Source organism: Roseivirga ehrenbergii (assembly GCF_001593005.1).
Lineage (GTDB): Bacteria > Bacteroidota > Bacteroidia > Cytophagales > Cyclobacteriaceae > Roseivirga > Roseivirga ehrenbergii.
In genome coordinates this window covers 800,591-821,917 of the sequence record NZ_LQZQ01000045.1, presented here as the reverse complement: position 1 = coordinate 821,917, position 21,327 = coordinate 800,591, and the positions used below count along the sequence as shown (strand labels likewise).

Annotated in this window: 12 protein-coding genes; 8 read left to right on the top strand and 4 right to left on the bottom strand. The window is 39.2% G+C overall.

Features of this window, described 5'->3' with window-relative positions; all coding sequences use genetic code 11:
• Positions 1-410: 410 nt before the first annotated feature.
• The 4 genes from groL to MB14_RS13795 all read right to left on the bottom strand — a co-directional run bounded on the left by groL (position 411) and on the right by MB14_RS13795 (position 4,187).
• Positions 411-2,045: a chaperonin GroEL gene (gene groL / locus MB14_RS13810; protein WP_062592531.1), complete on the bottom strand. Its 1,635-nt coding sequence runs from the start codon at positions 2,043-2,045 to the stop codon at positions 411-413.
• A gap of 30 nt (positions 2,046-2,075) precedes the next feature.
• Positions 2,076-2,354, bottom strand: a complete 279-nt coding sequence (locus tag MB14_RS13805) for a co-chaperone GroES (protein WP_053222081.1) — start codon at positions 2,352-2,354, stop codon at positions 2,076-2,078.
• A gap of 302 nt (positions 2,355-2,656) precedes the next feature.
• Complete coding sequence (locus MB14_RS13800; RefSeq protein WP_062592523.1) at positions 2,657-3,502, bottom strand: DUF2911 domain-containing protein; 846 nt, start codon at positions 3,500-3,502, stop codon at positions 2,657-2,659.
• A 145-nt stretch (positions 3,503-3,647) separates the two neighbouring features.
• Entirely contained in the window at positions 3,648-4,187 is a 540-nt protein-coding gene (locus MB14_RS13795; RefSeq protein ID WP_062592520.1) for a DUF2911 domain-containing protein, read from the bottom strand.
• 134 nt (positions 4,188-4,321) lie between these two features.
• Between MB14_RS13795 and MB14_RS13790 the strand changes: the two genes are divergently transcribed.
• The 8 genes from MB14_RS13790 to MB14_RS13755 all read left to right on the top strand — a co-directional run bounded on the left by MB14_RS13790 (position 4,322) and on the right by MB14_RS13755 (position 21,167).
• Positions 4,322-4,918, top strand: coding sequence for a DNA-3-methyladenine glycosylase (locus MB14_RS13790; RefSeq protein WP_062592519.1), 597 nt, complete (start codon positions 4,322-4,324; stop codon positions 4,916-4,918).
• Positions 4,900-5,835, top strand: a complete 936-nt coding sequence (locus MB14_RS13785) for a 2-hydroxyacid dehydrogenase (RefSeq protein WP_062592517.1) — start codon at positions 4,900-4,902, stop codon at positions 5,833-5,835. Before MB14_RS13790 ends, MB14_RS13785 begins: the two co-directional genes overlap by 19 nt.
• Before the next feature lie 155 nt (positions 5,836-5,990).
• Positions 5,991-6,338, top strand: a complete 348-nt coding sequence (locus tag MB14_RS13780; RefSeq protein WP_062592515.1) for a helix-turn-helix transcriptional regulator — start codon at positions 5,991-5,993, stop codon at positions 6,336-6,338.
• Positions 6,325-8,964, top strand: a complete 2,640-nt coding sequence (locus MB14_RS13775) for an ABC transporter permease (protein WP_062592513.1) — start codon at positions 6,325-6,327, stop codon at positions 8,962-8,964. Before MB14_RS13780 ends, MB14_RS13775 begins: the two co-directional genes overlap by 14 nt.
• Positions 8,965-9,078: 114 nt before the next feature.
• Positions 9,079-9,714 (top strand): response regulator, encoded by a 636-nt coding sequence (locus MB14_RS13770; RefSeq protein ID WP_062592512.1) that lies wholly within the window; start codon positions 9,079-9,081, stop codon positions 9,712-9,714.
• Positions 9,715-9,734: 20 nt separating this feature from the next.
• Positions 9,735-12,740, top strand: a complete 3,006-nt coding sequence (locus MB14_RS13765) for an ATP-binding protein (protein ID WP_221405489.1) — start codon at positions 9,735-9,737, stop codon at positions 12,738-12,740.
• 131 nt (positions 12,741-12,871) lie between these two features.
• A complete protein-coding gene (locus tag MB14_RS13760) occupies positions 12,872-19,606 on the top strand; it encodes an Ig-like domain-containing protein (protein ID WP_062592508.1) in 6,735 nt (2,244 codons plus the stop codon).
• Positions 19,607-19,613: 7 nt separating this feature from the next.
• A complete protein-coding gene (locus MB14_RS13755) occupies positions 19,614-21,167 on the top strand; it encodes a PorP/SprF family type IX secretion system membrane protein (protein ID WP_062592506.1) in 1,554 nt (517 codons plus the stop codon).
• Positions 21,168-21,327: the final 160 nt, after the last annotated feature.

Sequence of the window (21,327 nt, the reverse complement as noted above, 5' to 3'; positions counted from 1 at the left end):
TTTGAACTAGTGAGCCTTGAATGACGAGAAAGGATGCTTACAGCATGACTTAAATTGAAGTTTGTACTGCTGATTGAGCTTTAGCAGCTATGTTTGCTTTTCCGTCATCCCGTAGGGATCTTTTTCAGAGGTACAGAAGCGGTGATTTCCTCAACAGGGAATGTTATTAAAAATGTGCCGTTGATTTTTTTTCCTTGAGGTAACGAAGGGTCTACAAAGCGGCATAGCTTTCAATGAACTTCAAGAACAGAGTCCTTTATTAATTGATGGTCACAGGTTCGGAGAACCTGCGACAGTGGTATTTTTGTAAAGAGAAGCTTCAAAAAAATCAAACCAAACACAAAAAAACCTGACTCTTTCGAATCAGGCTCTTTCTATATTTCTAAGTACTAGGTACTAAGCGAAGCAGATTACATCATGCCGCCCATTCCGCCACCGCCCATTGGAGGCATTGGCATTCCGCCACCTTCTTCAACTTCTTCAGCAATTACGCATTCAGTAGTCAATAGAAGAGCAGCAATAGAAGCAGCATTTTCAAGTGCTAAACGAGTTACTTTGGTTGGGTCAATTACACCCGCAGCAATTAGGTTTTCATACTTTTCAGTACGAGCGTTGTAACCATAATCCGCTTTACCGTTTTTCACTTCGTTTACTACCACAGAACCTTCACCGCCACAGTTGGCAACAATTGTTCTTAATGGCGACTCAATCGCGATTCTGATGATGTTAACACCAGTTGCTTGGTCTTCGTTGTCAGTTTCAACACTATCTAAAGCAGCAGCAGCTCTAATGAGCGCAACACCACCACCAGCAACTACACCTTCTTGTACGGCTGCTCTGGTTGCGTGCAATGCATCGTCAACTCTGTCTTTTTTCTCTTTCATTTCTACTTCAGTAGCAGCTCCAATGTAAAGGATAGCCACACCGCCAGAAAGCTTAGCAAGTCTTTCTTGCAATTTCTCTCTGTCGTAATCAGAAGTAGTGTTTTCGATTTGCTGTTGGATTTGCGCTACTCTAGCTTTGATATCGGCTTCTGTTCCAGCACCATTTACAATGGTAGTGTTGTCTTTGTCGATATTTACTTTTTCTGCAGTACCAAGGTACTCCATTGTAGCGTTTTCTAACTTGTAACCTCTTTCTTCAGAGATTAAAGTTCCACCAGTTAAGATGGCAAGGTCTTCCAACATTGCTTTTCTTCTGTCGCCAAAGCCTGGAGCTTTAACTGCAGCAATTTTTAGAGAACCTCTGATTTTGTTTACTACCAAAGTTGCTAGGGCTTCGCCATCTACATCTTCAGAAATAATCAATAAAGGCTTTCCGCTTTGAGCAACTGGCTCAAGGATTGGAAGTAATTCCTTCATTGAAGAGATTTTTTTGTCGTAGATCAAGATGTAAGGATTATCCATCTCTACTTCCATTTTCTCTGTGTTGGTTGCGAAGTATGGAGAAAGGTAACCTCTGTCAAACTGCATACCTTCTACAGTTTTCACTTCAGTTTCAGTACCTCTGGCTTCTTCAACAGTGATTACACCGTCTTTACCAACTTTGTCCATCGCATCAGCAATCATTTGCCCGATTTCTTCATCGTTGTTGGCAGAAATGGTAGCTACTTGCTTGATCTCGTTAGAGTTCTGGATTGATTTTGATTGACTTTGAAGGTTAGCAACTACTGCAGAAACTGCTTTGTCGATACCTCTTTTCAAGTCCATTGGGTTTGCACCAGCGGCAACGTTTTTAATACCAATGTTAAAAATTGATTGAGCAAGAACAGTGGCAGTAGTAGTACCGTCACCAGCGCTATCAGCAGTTTTAGAAGCAACTTCTTTAACCAACTGAGCACCCATATTTTCGATTGGCTCCTTTAGCTCGATTTCTTTTGCTACCGAAACACCATCCTTAGTTACAGTAGGGGCACCGAATTTTTTGTCGATGATTACGTTTCTACCTTTTGGACCCAATGTTACTTTTACAGCATCTGCCAAGGTGTCAACACCTTTTTTCAGCTGATCTCTAGCGTCATTACGAAAGAATAATTCTTTAGCCATTTTATTTTAGATTTTTAATTTCTGATTTGGTTAAACAATTGCAAAAATGTCAGACTCTCTCATGATTAAGTAGTCTTTACCTTCTACTGAAATTTCAGTGCCAGCATATTTACCGTACAATACAGTGTCGCCAACCTTTACAGTTAAAGGCTCATCTTTTTTTCCAGCTCCAGCTGCTACTACAATACCTTTTTGTGGTTTTTCTTTCGCAGTGTCAGGAATGATTAAACCAGAAGCAGTTTTTTCTTCAGCAGCGGCAGGTTCTACTAGAACTCTGTCGGCTAATGGAGTGATGTTTACTTTTGACATTTTCTATAAATAGTTAAGTGTTAAAACAATTTGTCGAGGAGCCCATTTGCATTAAATGTGCCAATCGCTAAATGTGAAGTTTTGTCAGGTTCTTGTCAGTTGTTTATTTCAAATAGCGCATTCAGAGAATGACAACCTTATAATTTTGTCAGGCTTTCTTTTACCAAGTGGATTGAAAGGTAAGCCGTACTGTCAGGTGCGGAATAATTTGACTGATTTCTTATTTCAATTCAAGCCCATAAAAAGAAAAAAGAGGGTACCGTTTTGGCAACCTCTTTCTGTATTTTTTAGCTATTGTAATCTTATTTTAACGAAGCAATTAACTTCTCATTCAACCTTACATAATCAGGGTTTCCACCTGTTTTGGCCAGTGCCATTGATTTTTGTGCTGAAGCAATGGCTTCTTTATTCATTCCTAATCTGGCTTGTAATTTGGCTTTGAGGTGAATTACCCAGTATTGCTCATCAGTACTTCCTGCTATGGCTTTGTTTACCCACTCTAAAGCCAATTGAGGATCACGGTTTGTATCGTAATAATAACCCGCAGCTTGGAAGTATACACCAGCATCAGAAGGTTTTTTGTCAATTACTTGGGCTTTGATATCTGCCATTACTTTGCTGTCCACATCTGATTCGATCGTAAACATTGCTTTAGTATGTTCCCACTTCATGTTAAAGTTGGCAGAGTTCAAAGTAAAGTCTGAAAAACTAATAGTAAAGGTCTCGTACATGCTGCTTGGGTGTTTTACGGGTACATCAAATCTTAAGAGATCATCTTTTTTATCGTAACCAATAGCACCCCACCATGTAAGGTTTTTGCTCAAAATAATAGTAGCTACTTCTTCTGTAAATATTGTATAAAGAGCATAGGTGCCAGCAGGCACAGGGTTGCCATTTAATTTTACGTTTTCACTAAAAGTAATTTTTGTTGAAGCATTAGCACCTGTTCTCCATACTTCATTGTAAGGAATCAATGCACCTGCCACTTGTCGGCCACGGGCGCTGGGTCTAGAATAGACTACTTTTACATCTGCCAATCCTACAGTGCCTTTCAACTCAAAAGTTGGGCTAGCAGGAGGCATTTTAATTTGGGCTATGGCCATTACACCAATTAATAGTGCAGTTAGTACAAATGAATATTTTCTCATGTTGTTTTGTGTTTGTGCGGTTCAAATATAAAGGATTACTCTATAACAGTTGAGCAATCCGTTTTCCCTTAATTAAGTTCAACAGGGTATAAAAAAAGGCCGAACCATTTTGGTCGACCTTATCTTATACTTTTTTTATTGCGAATTAGTTGTTCACTTTTACCGGGAATTTCACAGAAAGATTTCCCCAAGCTAATTCGATATTTCCTTTGTCTTTAGAGTTTTTATCGAAATCAGTAAGGTTAATCACAAATGTCTCAACGTTGTTAGAAGTTTTAGTAACTGGAGCCATAAAGCTTAAAACATCACCGGTGTTGTCATATGCTGTTCCCCATTTATCTGTTATTGAGTTTATGATAACTTTCCATTCTTTGTCACCAGGTACTGTCCATAATGAATAGCGGCCTGCTTTCAATGCTTTTCCACCTAAGGTTACATCTTTATCAAATCCGATAATGGTGTTTGTGTCCGCTCCAGTTCTCCACACTCCTTTGTTAAGGCTATTTACCATTTTGTTGACATCTCTGCCATCAAGGCTAGGGCGACTGTATACCAACTCCATTTCTGTGGTGCCAATCATTTGTTTTACTGTAACCAATGGGCTAGCAGCTACTCTTTGAGCAAAGGCGTTTTGAGTAAAAACAAAAAGGCCAAGCATTACAATTAGTGTCAGTGTTCTTTTCATGAGTATAAATTTAGTGCTTAATTTTTAAAGTGGAATTTTGATTCAACAAAGTAAACTGAATTTCTTGTTTTAGGTTTATTATAATTGATTTGGACAAAGGGTTTAATTGAGTTTGGTCATTTAGATTTCATTCAATGCAATTAACGAGAAGTTTTTACGAACAGAATAATGTAGAGGTTTTAGCTAAAAAGCTTTTGGGTAAAAAATTGGTTACAAATTTTAATGGAGCTGTCACAGCGGGGATAATTACTGAGGTTGAAGCTTACTCTGGCAGAAACGACAAAGCCTGCCATGCAAATAACGGACTTCGAACTTTAAGAACAGAAGTGATGTATGGAGCTGGAGGTTATGCTTATGTTTATCTATGCTATGGAATTCATCACATGATCAATATTGTAACTAATGTAGAAGGGCAAGCCGATGCAGTTTTAATTAGGGCAATTGAGCCTATAATAGGAATTGATACAATGCTTGAAAGAAGAGGGTTTGATAAGTTGACCAAAGCATTAACTTCGGGCCCAGGAAATGTAGGTAAGGCCTTAGGATTAAATACTAAAAGACATAATGGACTTAGCCTTTTGGAAAATGAAATATGGATTGAAGACCAAGCCGAAGTTTCCGAAGAGCAAATAATTTCAACTACACGAATAGGGGTGGATTATGCCGAAGAAGATGCATTGAAACCTTGGCGATTTTACATTAAAGATTCAAAATGGGTAAGCAAAAAATAGATATTTTACTTTCAACTTCAGTATGGGATCCAAAAGCATGGGTCGAAGGATTAAGTCAGTCGGAATTGGTAGGCAAAATTTATGTTTGGCCTACGGAAGAAGACTTGAGTAATGTAGAAGCACTTTTTGTATGGAAGCCTTTGGCTGAAGGAGTAATTGAAAAGCTACCCAGTTTAAAATGGATCAGTTCGCTCGGGGCAGGGGTAGATCATTTAATGACGGATCCTCAAATTCCCAGAAACATTCCCATCACCCGAATTGTAGACCCGAATTTAACTACCGACATGGCCAATTACGTGTTGATGGGCGTAATCATGCATCAGAGAAGTTTTAGGCTGTTACAACAAAATCAGCAAAAGGCGCAGTGGGAACGCATTACTTACAATAAACTCAGAGTAGGGGTAATGGGGCTTGGAGAACTGGGGGGACATTTGGCTAAACAACTTTATGCGGCTGGTTTTGAGGTTTCGGGCTATTCTAGAACTCAAAAGCAGATCGAAGGAGTGAAGTGTTATGATGAAAATCATCTGGATACGTTTCTTTCTGAACTAGATGTTTTGGTCAATTTACTGCCCATCACTCCCAAAACGGTTGGTATTTTGAATTGTGAACTGCTCAGCAAAACGCCAAAAGGATGTTATCTGATTAATGTAGCGCGTGGGAATCATTTAGTAGATAGTGATTTGTTAAAACTTATTGATGAAAACCACCTTTCTGGTGCTATGTTAGATGTTTTTCATCAAGAACCACTTCCAAATGACCATCCATTTTGGGCGCACGATAAGATAACAGTTACTCCTCATGTAGCCAGCGTAACTTCACCCGAGTCAGCCCTTAACCTTCTGAAGGAAAACATCGAAAGGTTAGTCAATGAAACACCATTGTTGCACCAAGTCGATCTGAATAGGGGATACTGAATTTTAACTTTAGGCAATGGTCAATTGACTGTTGACTGATATCAAACGCCCAATTCACTCCGCTAATTTCGCGATTCAATTCATCCATTGTTTATTTCATTTGCAATAGTGAAACATATGTATTTCATTTACTATTGTGAAACTAATAAAAACAGATGCAGAGAATTAACCTGGGAGAGTTTGAGGAACTGGTTCTACTTATAGTAGCCATTCTGAACGACAATGCCTATGGCATTAGTGTAATGGAAGAGATTGAAAACCAAACTGGTCGGAAAGTCAATATTAGTGCGGTGCATTCAGCTTTAGATCGGTTAGAAAGTAAGGACTTTCTGAAGTCAGAAGTTGGAGGAGCCACTAATGAAAGAGGAGGTAGGAGAAAGCGATTTTTTACAGTTACTGTTGCAGGAAATAAGGCCCTCAATTTTGTGCGTGAACAACGCAACCGACTGCACGAACAAATACCAAATATAGATTTTGGTCTGAATCAATATGCCTCAATTTGATCACGAGCCTCCGAAATGGGCACTCTGGTTTTTACAGCTTTACTGTAAACCACGAGTACGTGAAATCATAGAGGGAGATGCCTATGAACTGTTTTATAAAAGGGTCGAAACAGAAGGTTTAAAGGTAGCAAAACGCAAATTCGGGTGGGATGTACTTCGGTTCTTCCGTCCAAAATATATCAAAGGTCTAGAAGATATTAACTCATTAAACAACATTGTCATGTTCAAAAACTATTTCAAAATCTCGGTCAGAAGTTTGGTACGCCAAAAGTTCTACTCCATAATCAACATTTCAGGGCTTTCATTAGGTTTAGCGGCCTGTTTGCTCATTATGCTCTACATTACTAATGAGCTTAGTTACGATAATTTCCATAAAGATGTAGATCGTATTTATCGAATTGCCAATAATCAGAGCGGTCAGTACACACCAGCTCGCCTTGGTGCTCAATCCAAAATGGAGTTTCCTGAAATAGAAGAGGTTGTTCGATTGACAGGCCCATATGATCAAACTTTTAAGGTCAACAATCAGATATTTAAAGAAAGCGAAGGCTTTACTGCAGATTCAACTTTCCATAAAATTTTCACTGTCCAATTTCTGGAAGGTAATCCAGACCAAGCACTTACTGAACCTAATTCAATCGTTCTTACAGAGTCGTTAGCCGTAAAGCTATTTCCTAATAAAGAGGCATACGGTGAGTTAATTACCGTAAGCGGTAACTCGCTTAAGGTTACAGGCGTGGTGGCCGATCCACCAAAGAACACCCATTTTCATTATAATTTTATTGAATCTTTCCCACACGAAAGCTGGATTACGGTAGGCAACTGGACAGGAAATAACTTCTTTACCTATGCTAAACTGGTGGCGGGTGCCACACCTGAATCAGTAGAAGCTAGGTATCCAGATTTTGTCGCCAAATATGTCGGTCCAGATTTAGTGCAATATACGGGGCATACAAGCTATGAAGAGTATTTAGCCGAAGGAGGCAGACAAGGAACTTTCACCTTAAAACCAATGAAAGACCTTCACTTGTATTATCCTCATATGGCCTTAGGTTCGCAAGGAAACATCAATAACGTGTACATATTTTCTGCTGTGGCAGTTTTCATTCTGTTAATTGCCAGCATTAATTTTATGAACCTTTCTACAGCACGTTCTGCAGCACGATCAAAGGAGGTTGGTATGCGCAAGGTGTTGGGTTCTAGACGTACGCAATTGGTTTATCAGTTTTTGGTGGAATCTATGATGATTAGTGTTTTAGCCATGATCCTGTCCATGGGCTTGGCCAGCCTAGTTCTTGGTGGTTTTAATGAATTGGCGAATCGAAATTTTAGTTATACGGATTTATTAGCACCAAGCACGCTGTTTTTATTGTTTGGGTTAGTACTCATTGTTGGACTTTTAGCAGGCAGTTATCCAGCATTTTATCTTTCTGGTTTCAATCCACTTAGGGCATTAAAAGGAGAAAACAAAGCAGGTGGTGGTAATGTGTTTTTGAGAAAGGGATTGGTAGCATTTCAGTTTGCCATTTCGATTTTCTTAATCATTAGCACCATGATTGTGTTTTCTCAGCTAAGGTTTATGGGGCAGCAGAAGCTAGGTTTTCAACCAGAACAAATTATGGTCGTGAAAAACACAGGGCTCTTAAGAGAAAAACTCTCTGCTTTTAAAAATCAATTACTTCAAAAACCAAATATCGAATCACTTACACTTACAAATCAATATGTGTCGAGCAGAATAGCTGATTGGGGCTATTCAACAGTTGAAGACAATCCTAGGTCGTTCAATTTGATGAATATGTTTACCACCGATGACTTTTTGGAAACCATGGGTTTAGAATTGGTGGAAGGCCGTTTCTATTCAAATGATCTGGCATCAGATTCCGCTGTGGCAGTAATTAACGAAAGCGCCAAAAAGGAATTGGGCTTTGAAAATGTGATTGGCAAAAAAGTTTCTAGGGGAGATGGCGCGGATTATACCATAGTTGGTGTGGTTAAGGATTTTAACTATGAGAGTTTAAAACGATCTATTGAGCCTTTAATCTTGAGAAGAATGTTTGAAGACGGAAGGATGGAAGCAGACTGGTACGGAGGCAATTACTTATCGCTTAAAGTAACGGGTAATTTTGGTGAAACTGTAAAACAAGTAGAGTCAGAATGGAATGCCATGGTGCAAGACGAACCCTTCGATTTTGTTTTCCTCGATGATTCATTCAACTCACTTTACGAAGAAGAACGAAGATTTGGAAAGCTATTTACCGTTTCTTCAGGCTTGGCCATTGCCATTGCTTGTTTGGGGTTATTTGCTTTGGCAGCATTTACTTTAGAAAGAAGAAGAAAAGAAATAGCGGTAAGAAAAGTAATCGGTGCATCGGTGAAAAGTTTAACCATGCTTGTGGTGTCGGATTTCACTAAACTAGTAGTAATTGGGGCGTTAATAGCCATTCCGGTCGGATATTGGATTATGCAAGACTGGTTGGCCACTTTTGCCTACCAAATTAATATTAATAATCCCTTACTGTTTGTAGTACCTGTAGTGCTGGTTAGTGTTATTGCTTGGCTTACCGTAGGTTTTCAGTCGGTGAAAACCGCTACAAGTAACCCTGTAAAGGCATTAAGAAGTGAGTGATGATTGAGCTATAGGCATTTTAAAACCCCACTTTACCTAACAATACGTAGCCCTACGTATTGTTAGGTGTTATTCATTAAGGCTATCTTCACGTTCTAAATACTCAATTTCTAAATGAATAGGATAACCTTAGTTTTAGCTGATGATCACCCTTTATTATTACAGGGGCTAGAGTCTACTCTAATCTCTAAAGGCTTCGATGTTTTGGGAACAGCCAGTGACGGAAGTGCTGCTTTAAAACTAATTACAGAGTTCAATCCTGATATTGCTATTCTCGATATAGAAATGCCTCTAATGGATGGGCTTACTGTAGCCAAGTATTGTATGGGAAAAGGCTATGAAACTAGGTTTATTATTCTTTCATATCATAAAGAAATAGAGTTTATTGCTAGAGCAAAAAGCTTGAACGTATCAGGTTACTTGTTAAAGGAAGATGCTTTGGAAGAAATAGAAGCTTGTATCAGAGAAGTAGCAAATGGAGGGCAATACTTTAGTAATGCTTTTCAGTTAAAAGACGTAAAGTTTGCTCAATCGTCTTTAGAAAAGGTAGAAGCACTTACTCCTTCTGAACGAAAAATCCTTAAGCTTATAGCCGCAGGCCAATCTACCCGAGAGATTGCCGATAAGCTTTTTATTTCGGAAAGAACCGTAGAAAAACATCGTAGTAATGTTATTCAAAAGTTGGACTTAGAAGGTAAGCCTAACGGGTTAACTACTTGGGTTTTGCAAAATAAACACTTGTTAAAGTAGTGTTATCTGTAAAGCATTACTTGAACTCCTGCCTCTATTTATGGCTGTTTTCAGCCACCATTACACTATTTGCTCAAAACAGCCTTGACCGAACTGCTTCAGCATTCAAAATATTTGATGAAAGAGATGGGCTAGAGGTAGGTGATATTCATTCATTAGCATATGATCAGGAGGGTTGGCTCTGGTTAAGTGGGCTTGAGTCAGAACTTGGAGTCAGTCTTTTTATGAATAATGTGCCCAAACTGCAATGGTTTGATGGTTTGAATTTTCATACAGTGAATATTCCTACAATCCCCACAGATTTTTCTCCCATCAATGTATCGCTTCATAAGAGAAGTGATGGGCAATTCTACTTTATTATGAGTTCTTTGGAGAGTCAAAGACTTTACCTTTTCAACCCCAATACATTTCAGTTTAGAGAGTTTTTTTTGGGCCAACATAGTGATCAGAATAAGATTACAGGCTTTTTTGTGCAAGGAGAAAAGGCCTTTGTGGCTAATAACAGAGGGGGAGTTACCTATCTAGTTCGCTTAGAAGACGACCTGTCTTATAGCGATCTGTTCGAGTTACAAAGTGAAACTGAGTCTTATTTTCGTCAGGTTATTTTCTTCGATGATCACTTTCTCACTTCTGAAGCTCGAGCAGGGGTTATTGCATATAGCCTTAAGGGTGATGTTCTAAAGAAGTTCAATTACGAGGATTTTGGTTTACGTAGTATTAAAAATCAGGAAGTACCTACGCTTTATACCCCTTTATTTTTTGAAGGCTATTATCATTTCGTTTTGAACAATGAAACGAGTATGTATAAATACAACTCCAAGACAATGAGTTGGGCTAGAAGTAGTTTTGAATCTTCTGATAGAGTGAATTCTTTAAACGCAAGTTTACCTTTAAGAAAAGGTACACTAAATGATGATTTTGGGAATGCCGCAAGGTTTGAGTCAAGAGATGGCGTATTAACCATTAAGAGGTTCTTTTTTAACTCTACATTTGAGGGGGAGTCAGCGCACTTTGCAGTTGATGATGCCCAAATAATGGTGAGCAAAAACCTAAGGAAAGAACTGTTTTTTTCTGGTTCAGGAAAACTCTACTACGTAATGTTCAATAACAACAATGTAGAGACATTTTTAGGAGACCATAGTATTAGAAGTATTGTCAATTTGAAGAAGAATAACTACTTGGTGACAACTGAAAATAGTGGTTTCTTCCTTATTGATATTGACAAGAAGACTGAGGAGCCATTTCCATTATATCTTAATAATAAACCGTTTCCTATTTCTGAAATACGAGGAGTGTTTATTGATAAACATGGCATTTGGACCAATTACAATGAAGGGATTTTATTTATCGATCCAGAAACGCATAAGGTAGAACGCTTTCGACATTTCCCTATAAGGGCGATGGTTAACGATGGTGATAGATTGGTCTACGGTTCGGTTAAATATCCATTAATAGAATTCGATAAGGTATCTAAAAGAAATCAGCCACTGTCAAAAAATGATTCGCTCACCATGGTTGACCTAATTAGGTTTGGTGAAACTTTTTTTGCTACTACCGAGAGTGGCCTTTTTACCTTTAAACAAGGAAAAGAGGGTTTTGTAGATATTCAGGTGGAATCGAATAAGTTGATGATGCTTGATGTTTTAGAAGACTATGGTCTAATGGTAACCACCACTGATGGCAGGGTTTTTCGCTTAAGACATGAAAACAGTAAACCTGAATTGATTTTTACAGACCCACTCAAAAGCCCAATTGTTTCAGTTTTTCAAGATGCGCAATCAAATTTATGGTTTGCTACATTTTCGGGACTTATCAAGTACAACCCACAAACCAAATCCCTAATAAGGTATATGGAAGATGATGGTTTTAGTAATAATGAGTTTAATCGCTTTAGTACTTATCAGGTCAATGAAGGAGGGGTCCTTTTAGGATCGGTTAGGGGGTTAAACTACTTTGAAACAGATAAACTGCGAAAGCTAGAAAGAGGAGGGAAGGTTGTGCTTACCGGGCTTACTTACTTTAGTACTAAAGAAAGCACCAATATAAGCGTTGTATCATTCAACGATTTAGCACAGGTTAATGAAGTATACCTACCGGCTGAGAACAAGTACTTAAAAATTCAAGTAGCACCAAAAAACTTGCTTCATCAACCAACACTAGATATGGAATATAGCTTGAATAATGGTGAATGGCTTGGTATAAAGGAATCTGGAGAAATTCAGTTCAATAATTTGGCTGCCGGTAAATATCATTTAAAAGTTAGAATGGTAGATTCTGAAGGGGCGCCTTTTGGTGAAGCTTTTGAAATGAATATTTATGCCAAAGAATTCTTTTATCGCACCATATGGTTCGCACTAATTTGTGTATTATTTGTGATAGCTGTCAGTTATTATTTCATAAGGCAGGCCAATAAGGAAAAAGCTTTAGAACAGCATTATTCACGCTCTCTTTTGAAAGTTCAAGAAGAAGAAAGAATTAGAATTTCTCGTGATTTGCACGATAGTGTTGGTCAGCAGTTGATACTACTCAAAAACCAGGCAAATGCTACTCAAAACCAAGCTTTAGTTAAGAATGTAAGTGATACTCTGGAAGAAGTACGAAGCATTACTAGAAACCTACATCCCGTAGTACTTAGTAGGCTAGGGCTTACCGCTGCATTGGAAGAAATGATTCGTCAATTGGATGAGAATTCAGATATATTCTTTTCTACCGACCTTGAAAATATTGATGATATTTTTGCAGATGATGAAGAGTTGAATCTCTATAGAATTATTCAAGAAGCCCTGAATAATATCGTAAAGCATGCTAATGCTGCTTCTGCTAAGCTTACCATTGAGCGACTAAAACACAAAGTTTTAATCAATATTCAAGACAATGGTCGAGGTTTTATTGTAGAACAGGAACAACAATCAGGTACTTCTTTAGGGCTCAAAACCTTAAATGAAAGAATAGCCATGCTTAATGGTAAACTGAGCATTGTCTCCAAAGGTACCGGAACAATCATTTCGCTGGTAATCCCTAAATAAAAGCTGTTTTATTCATTACTTCTCTGAAAGCACGAAAGTGAATTATTTACTAATCTTTTAGTGAAAATACGTATCGCTACGTATGTTTTACCGCGACTCTGGGTTTTAACTTTGGCTTTACCTAAGTGATTATGGAAGCTCAACCACATCAGTTAACCTCGCAAAGCTTGCCTATAGCTAAGACTTCAAATTCTTTTCAACTCTATAAGAGTGATTTAGTATCTAAATTAAGTTGCTGGACAGGTGTATCTAGAATCGCAATGTTAACGCTGCTATTGATCTCATTTGTAACAGTGGTTAAGGCTCAAACCTTTGATGCGAAATTTAGTGCTACTCCAACCCAGAGCTGCTCAAATCCACAGATAGTTTCCTTTACGGATCAATCAGTTAATCCCGATACTTGGTCATGGAATTTTGGTGATGGGGGCACATCAAGAGTTAAAAACCCAAGTCATACTTATACAACCACTGGAAACTTCACTGTTAGACTGACCGTTCAAGATACTATTTTTGGCTATACAGATACTTATACTGAAACAGTTTCCATCTCGGTAGCAACAGCTGACTTTACAGGTACATCACTTTTTGGCTGCGGACCACTTACGGTAAATTTCACAGATGCATCGTCTATTTCAGGGGCTAATACCATTGTTGGCTGGGCTTGGGATTTTGGCGATGGAAGTACCTCAACAAGTCAAAATCCTTCACATGTTTATGATAAATCTGGAGCCTATACGGTAAAACTAAAAATTACAGATTCTGGGGGGTGTACTCATGAAAAAACCAGAACCAATTACGTTCAGGTCATTGGCCCTATGGTTAAATTTAGTACGACTGGCACCACAATATTGGGTGGCACAGGCGCAATAACTTTTCAAAACCAATCAACTTCAACTTCTCCTATTGTTAATTGGAGCTGGAACTTCGGAGATGGTTCAACTTCTAACTTACAAAACCCGACACATACTTATACTACATCTGGTACTTTCGATGTAAGCCTGACGGTTAGTGATCTTGACGGTTGCTCAAGAACACTCACAAAAACGAATTATGTAAATACTATATCAGGTGCTTTTGATATATCCAAAGCAATCTTTGAAGGTAATGAAGACCGATTTTCAGTGGCTGCGCAAGAGAGTGAGCCCAGAGCCATTGCTTTTAATCTGGATGGCACAAAGTTGTACGTAATGGGGAGTAGTGGTGATGATATTAATGAATACAATCTGTCTGTTGCTTATGATGTTACCTCATCAGTTTATGCTGGGGATGCCGAGCGATTTTCAGTGGCTCTAGAAGAAACTAATCCACGCTCTTTTGCTTTCAATAATGATGGCTCCAAAATGTTTGTAATTGGAACAATTGGTGACGATGTTAATGAATATAATCTTTCCACTGCTTTTGACATTTCTACGGCAGTTTTTGCCGGAAACGCACAACGTTTTTCGGTGGCAGCTCAAGAAACCTATCCAACATCGCTCACATTCAATCATGATGGCACTAAAATGTATGTGGCTGGCAGCGATAATGATGCAGTGAATGAGTATATACTTTCAGAGGCCTTTGATGTTTCTTCTGCTACTTACAGCAAAAGGTTGCTCGTAGGAACGCAAGAATTGTTTCCTCAGTCCATTGTGTTTGTGAACAACGGCTTCAATTTGTTATTGATGGGTTCCTCTGGTGATGATATTAACCAATACACACTAACTACTGCTTTTGATTTGTCTACTGCTGCTTTTGCAGGTAATGCAGCACGTTTTTCTGTAGCTTCACAAGATGGTCAACCTAATTCAGTTACTTTCAATTCTGATGGTACCAAAATGTTTGTACTAGGTTTTGAAGGAAAAGATATCAACGAATACTCCCTAGCTGTCCCTGTAATTACTGGTGCTGTTGCTAATCAAGCGGTAAACGATAATGCTACAATTAGTCCATTTTCTGCAATTACAATAGCCGACCCTAATGGAGACAATGTTTCAGCCACCATAGCCTTAGACGACAATGCCAAAGGAGTCTTGTCAGGAACAGGTCTTACGGGTTCGGGGCCATATACCTTAGCAAGCACGGATGCTGCCAGTTTACAGGCCAGTTTAAGAGCTTTGGTATTTAACCCAACGGATAATAGGGTTGCCTCAGGAAGTACTGAGAAAACAACTTTTACTATTCAACTGAGTGATGGTGAACGAAATGACACAGACGCCAATACTACCGTAATTTCAAGTCCAGTGGCTCCAACAGTTTCATTGAGCAGCCTAGCCACCTCACCGACAAATGGTTTTGATATAACGATTACCTTCAGTGAAAATGTGACTGGGTTTACCGTTGGTGATATCAATGTAGGCAACGGCACTGCAAGTGCTTTCAATGCAACAAGTCCTTCTGTTTACACTGCATTAATTACTCCAACTACGGATGGTGCTGTAACGGTGGATGTAGCTACAAATGTAGCCCAAGATGCATCAACGAATGGAAACACCGCTGCCACACAGTTTAGCCTTACAGCTGACTTAACTAGTCCAACTGTGGCAATTACAAGCACAGCAGCTGACCCAATTGATGGAGCATTTACAACGACATTTACTTTCAGTGAAGCTGTCACGGGTTTTGCCATAGGAGATATTACGGTTGCAAATGGTACGGCAAGTAACTTCGTTTCCACTAGCGCAACGGTTTATACTGCATTAATTACTCCAACTACGGATGGTGCTGTAACGGTGGATGTAGCCGCGAATGTGGCTCAAGACGCAGCAACGAATGGAAACACCGCTGCTGCTCAGTTTGGTATTACTGCTGACTTAACTAGTCCAACCGTGGCAATTACAAGCACAGCAGCCAATCAAATCAATGGAGCATTTACAACGACATTTACCTTCAGCGAGGCGGTAACTGGTTTTGCCATAGGAGATATTACGGTTGCAAATGGTACGGCAAGTAACTTCGCTTCCACTAGTGCAACGGTTTATACTGCATTAATTACTCCAACTACGGACGGTGCAGTAACTGTGGATGTATCCGCGAATGTAGCTCAAGACGCAGCAACCAACGAAAATACAGCAGCTACTCAATTTAGTATTACAGCTGACTTGACCAGTCCAACCGTGGCAATCACAAGCACAGCAGCTAATCCAATCAACAGTGCATTTATTGCAACTTTCACTTTTAGCGAAGATGTAACTGGTTTTGTATTGGGAGATATTACAGTTGCAAATGGTACGGCAAGTAACTTCGCTTCCACTAGTGCAACGGTTTATACTGTATTAATTACTCCTACAACTGATGGTGCTGTAACGATTGATGTAGCTGCAAATGTAGCCCAAGATGCCGCTACGAATGGCAATGCGGCTGCCACACAGTTTAGTATTATTGCTGATTTGACCAGTCCAACTGTGGCAATCACAAGTACAGCAGCTAATCCAATCAACGGAGCTTTTACGACTACTTTCACTTTTAGTGAAGCAGTAACCGGTTTTGTAGTAGGAGATATTACGGTTGCAAATGGTACGGCAAGTAACTTCGCTTCCACTAGTGCAACGGTTTATACTGCATTAATTACTCCAACTACTGACGGTGCAGTAACTGTGGATGTATCCGCGAATGTAGCTCAAGACGCAGCAACCAATGGAAATATCGCTGTCGCTCAGTTTAGTCTTACTGCTGATTTGACCAGTCCAACCGTGGCAATTACAAGCACCGCAGCCAATCCAATCAACGGTGCATTTACTACAACTTTCACTTTTAGCGAAGCTGTAACTGGTTTTGTAGTAGGAGATGTTACTTTAAACAATGCTTCGGCTTCGAACTTTACAGCCATCAGCGCAACGGTTTATACTGTATTAATTACTCCTACAACTGATGGTGCAGTGACAGTAGATGTAGCCGCCAATATAGCTCAAGACGCAGCAACCAATGGAAACACCGCTGCCGCTCAGTTTAGTCTTACTGCTGATTTGACCAGTCCAACCGTGGTAATCACAAGCACGGCAGCTGACCCAATTGATGGAGCATTTACAACGACATTTACTTTCAGTGAAGCTGTCACGGGTTTTGCCATAGGAGATATTACGGTTGCAAATGGTACGGCAAGTAACTTCGCTTCCACTAGTGCAACGATTTATACTGCATTAATTACTCCTACAACTGATGGTGCTGTAACTGCGGATGTAGCCGCGAATGTAGCACAAGATGCCGCAACGAACGGAAATACTGCAGCCGCTCAGTTTAGTATTACTGCTGACTTAACTAGTCCAGCCGTGGCAATCACAAGCACAGTAGCCAATCCAATCAACGGAGCATTTACAACAACCTTTACTTTTAGTGAAGCTATTACGGGTTTTGTATTGGGAGATATCAATGTAGGCAATGGCACTGCAAGTGCTTTCAATGCAACAAGTCCCTCTGTTTACACTGCATTAATTACTCCAACTACGGATGGTGCAGTAACTGTGGATGTAGCTGCGAATGTGGCTCAAGACGCAGCAACGAATGGAAATACCGCTGCTGCTCAGTTTAGTATTGATGCTGATTTGACCAACCCAAACGTGGTAATCACAAGCCCCGCAGCTAATCCAATCAATGGTGCATTTACAACGACATTTACTTTCAGGGAAGCTGTTACGGGTTTTACGATAGGAGATATTACTTTAAATAATGCTTCGGCTTCGAACTTTACAGCCATCAGTGCAACGGTTTATATTGCATTAATAACTCCAACTACGGACGGTGCAGTAACTGTGGATGTAGCTGCGAATGTGGCTCAAGACGCAGCAACGAATGGAAACACCGCTGCCGCTCAGTTTAGCCTTACTGCTGACTTGACCAGTCCAACCGTGGCAATCACAAACACAGCAGCCAATCCAATTAACGGTGCATTTACGGCTACCTTCACTTTTAGCGAAGCTGTAACAAGCTTTGCAGTAGGGGATATCAATGTAGGCAACGGCACTGCAAGTGCTTTCAATGCAACAAGTGCTTCTGTTTATACAACCCTTATCACTCCAACTACTGATGGTGCAGTGACAGTAGATGTAGCCGCCAATGTAGCCCAAGATGCAGCAACGAACGGAAATACAGCAGCAACTCAATTTAGTATTACAGCTGACTTGACCAGTCCAACCGTGGCAATTACAAGCACAGCAGCTGACCCAATTGATGGAGTATTTACAACGACATTTACTTTCAGTGAAGCTGTCACGGGTTTTGATGTAAGTGATATTGTTTTGGGTAATGCGGTAGCGAGTAATTTTTTGGCAATTAGTAATAATGCTTACTCTGCTATCCTTACCCCAATTACCGATGGTGCTGTAACGATTGATGTAGCTGCAAATGTAGCACAAGATGTTGCTACGAATGGAAATACTGCTGCCGCTCAGTTTAGTACTACAGCTGACTTGACCAGTCCAACCGTGGCAATCACAAGTACTGCGGCTGATCCAATTGATGGCGCATTTACTACAACTTTCACTTTCAGTGAAGCAGTTACAGGTTTTACGATAGGAGATATTTCGGTTGTAAATGGTACAACAAGTAACTTTACCTCAATCAATCCATCAGTTTACACGACCTCTATTAGCCCAACAGCTGATGGGGTCGTAACTGTGGATGTTCCTGAAAATATTGCTCAAGATGTAGCTAGAAATGGAAATGTAGCAGCAACACAATTCAGTATTATTGCAGATTTGACTGACCCGGAGGTAAGCATGTCAGGTATTCCTATTGAGCTGAATAATTTCGAGCCTTTTACCATTATATATTCCTTTTCGGAAAAAGTGACGGGCTTTGCTGGTACTGATTTTCAGTTGGTAAATGCTCAATTGGTAGATTTTAGTACTACTGATAATATCAATTATAATGTCAGCTTTAAGGCACAGTCGAACCAAGAAGTAAGATTAACACTACCTGCTAATACAGTTTATGACTTGGCAACGAATGCCAACACTACTGAAACCGTTGTAGATATTTCCTTCAATAGTTTGCCAATGGATATTTCTTTGTCTTCGTTGAGTATTGACGAAAACAATTCACTAGCGGCTGAAATTGGGCAATTTACCACAGCCGATGCTGATGTTGGTGATGTTCAGACCTATAGCTTGGTAGCAGGGGTAGGTTCAGAAGATAACGATAAATTCAGTATCACTTTTAATATGCTTAGGGCGGCATCGATTTTCGACTTTGAAATCAAGTCTATATACAATATTAGAATTAAAACAGATGATGGAAGAGGAGGTGTCTTTGAAAAGACCTTTGTAATATCCATTAATGACTTAAACGAGCAACCTACTAATATTAGCCTAAGCAATACTTTGATTGATGAAACTGATGAAACAGACATATTGGTAGGTCTGTTTGCTGCGGAAGATCAGGATGATGGAGAAAGTTTTACCTATGAATTAGTGAGCGGAAACGGAGATGATAATAACGGCTTCTTTAAGATTATTAATAACGAATTACATACTTCTCAAGCCATAAATTTTGAGACTCATGAACTACTTTCAATCCGTGTAAGAGTGATTGATGCGGGTGGTTTGACCTTTGAAAAACCTTTTGAGATTGCGGTTAATAATGTAGTGAATGAAGAGATTCGAGACTTTACTAAAGATAAACCAAGCGCTCGTATCAAGAATTTCTTTACACCAAATGGTGATGGAGTAAATGATGTATGGATTATCGAAGATATTATCGATAACCCCGAAAATGAAGTAAAAGTGTTTGCGCAAAATGGCAAGGTTGTTTTTAGTGCGAAGTCCTATCAAAATGATTGGGGAGGAAAGTTTGAGGGTCAATTATTGCCAACCGGTACATATTACTACGACATTAATATTTCTAACGGAAGGGCCATAATAAGAGGCATACTTTTAATCCTTACCAAATAGCCCAAAGATGATGAATAGAATAAAAATCGTGTTGTTAGCATGTGGTTTATTTGGGTTGTTCAATACAATGAGCGCACAACAAGCACCTTTGTTCAACCAGTATTTTACACAACCTTCACTTGGTTATGCTTCAGCAAGTGTGCTTTCGCAGCGTCCTCAACTAAGCTTATTGTATAGAGGGCAGTGGTCGGGGTTAGAAGGAGCACCAGAAATATTCGCTTTGAGTTTTTCCAATCCATTAAAGAATAAATGGGGCTACAATGTCAATGTACATAGTTTTGAGTTTGGTTTTTTAAAACAGACTTATTTGGCTGCGGGGTTTTCTAAAGCGTTTAATTTAAAAGCTCATAAACTTTCATTAGGTGCTGAAATAGGAGCTTCTCTTTATCGTTTAAATGAATCGAAAATTAGTATTGAAAGCTTGAATGATGAATTGATTCAGAACCTATTGGGCAGAAATGGTAGTGCTTTAAATATGAACCTTTCACTCTCTTATCAATACAAGTCATTGCTGGCTCATTTTTCTGCACTTAATATAATAGATGAAAGCCTTTCAAACGATGACTTTGTAGAACTAAATGATAATAATAGAGCCGATTACATGGCGGCATTAGGGTATGCATTTCGAATTAACTCCATAAATAAAATCGTTTTCACTCCAACTATTACGTGGCGATATAAGGAAGTACTGGGTGGTACTTTTGATTTGGCTGCTAAGCTAGATTTGAATGATAAATTTCAGCTTAGTACTGGTTATAGAGAAAACTACGGAGCAACAGCAGGGATTGGCGTCAAATTAAAGTCAAACATGTTGTTTACTTACAATTATGACTTTGGTAAAAGCGATGTGCCTTTTATTTCTGATGGGTTCAACGAAATAGGGTTGCATTTCACCTTTCAGAATAAGAAAGAGAAAAGTCTTAAGTTAGAAACTGAGGCGCTTACCATCATTGATAAGATCCAGAAAGATGAAATTTATGAGCGTAAGCTCATCAGCACTCCAGATCAGGAAGCGGTGCTTGCTTACTTATCATCATTAGAAAAGGGGAATAAGAAAGAAAGGGAAGTAAAAGGAAATGAAGCTTTTGAAGACATCCTTTCAGCAATAAAGAACAAAGGTTTGGCGCGATTACAAGCAGAGGCTAATGAACGAAAGGAAGCAGAGCGATTAGCGCAATTGGAAGCTCAGCGGAAAGCCCAAGAACAAGAGGATCGTTTAGCTCAAGAAGCCAAGGATAAAGCTTTGGCCGAACGTAAATTATTAGAGGGAGAATCAGTAATCAAAGAGGAAGTAGATGATAATCAGGTGAATGGAGATTACATTTTAGTAGTGAATTCATTTACATATAATAGTCCTTTGGCAGTAAAAAATCTAAATAGCTTAAAAGCGGCATATCCCAATTCCGGAATTTTCAAGAGTAAAAAGCGCGGCTACGATTATGTTTATATTATGGCTTTCTCAAATTTCGATAAAGCAATTGAGGCCATGTTGGCACTGAAAAAGGAAAATAATTTCTCTGATAGTTGGGTCCATATTGTAAGATTGAGCTTAGAGAAGTAAAACAGAGAAATTATAATCTGGTGAATGAAGAAAGGTCAATTATCCGAGTTTGGCCTTTTCTTTAATTGACTGTGCATTCAACCGCATAATTAGCCCTTTTCATGTCATAACCATAAGCATATTACCAGTCAACCAATTTTTGAAGGGTTCTAAACCTTAG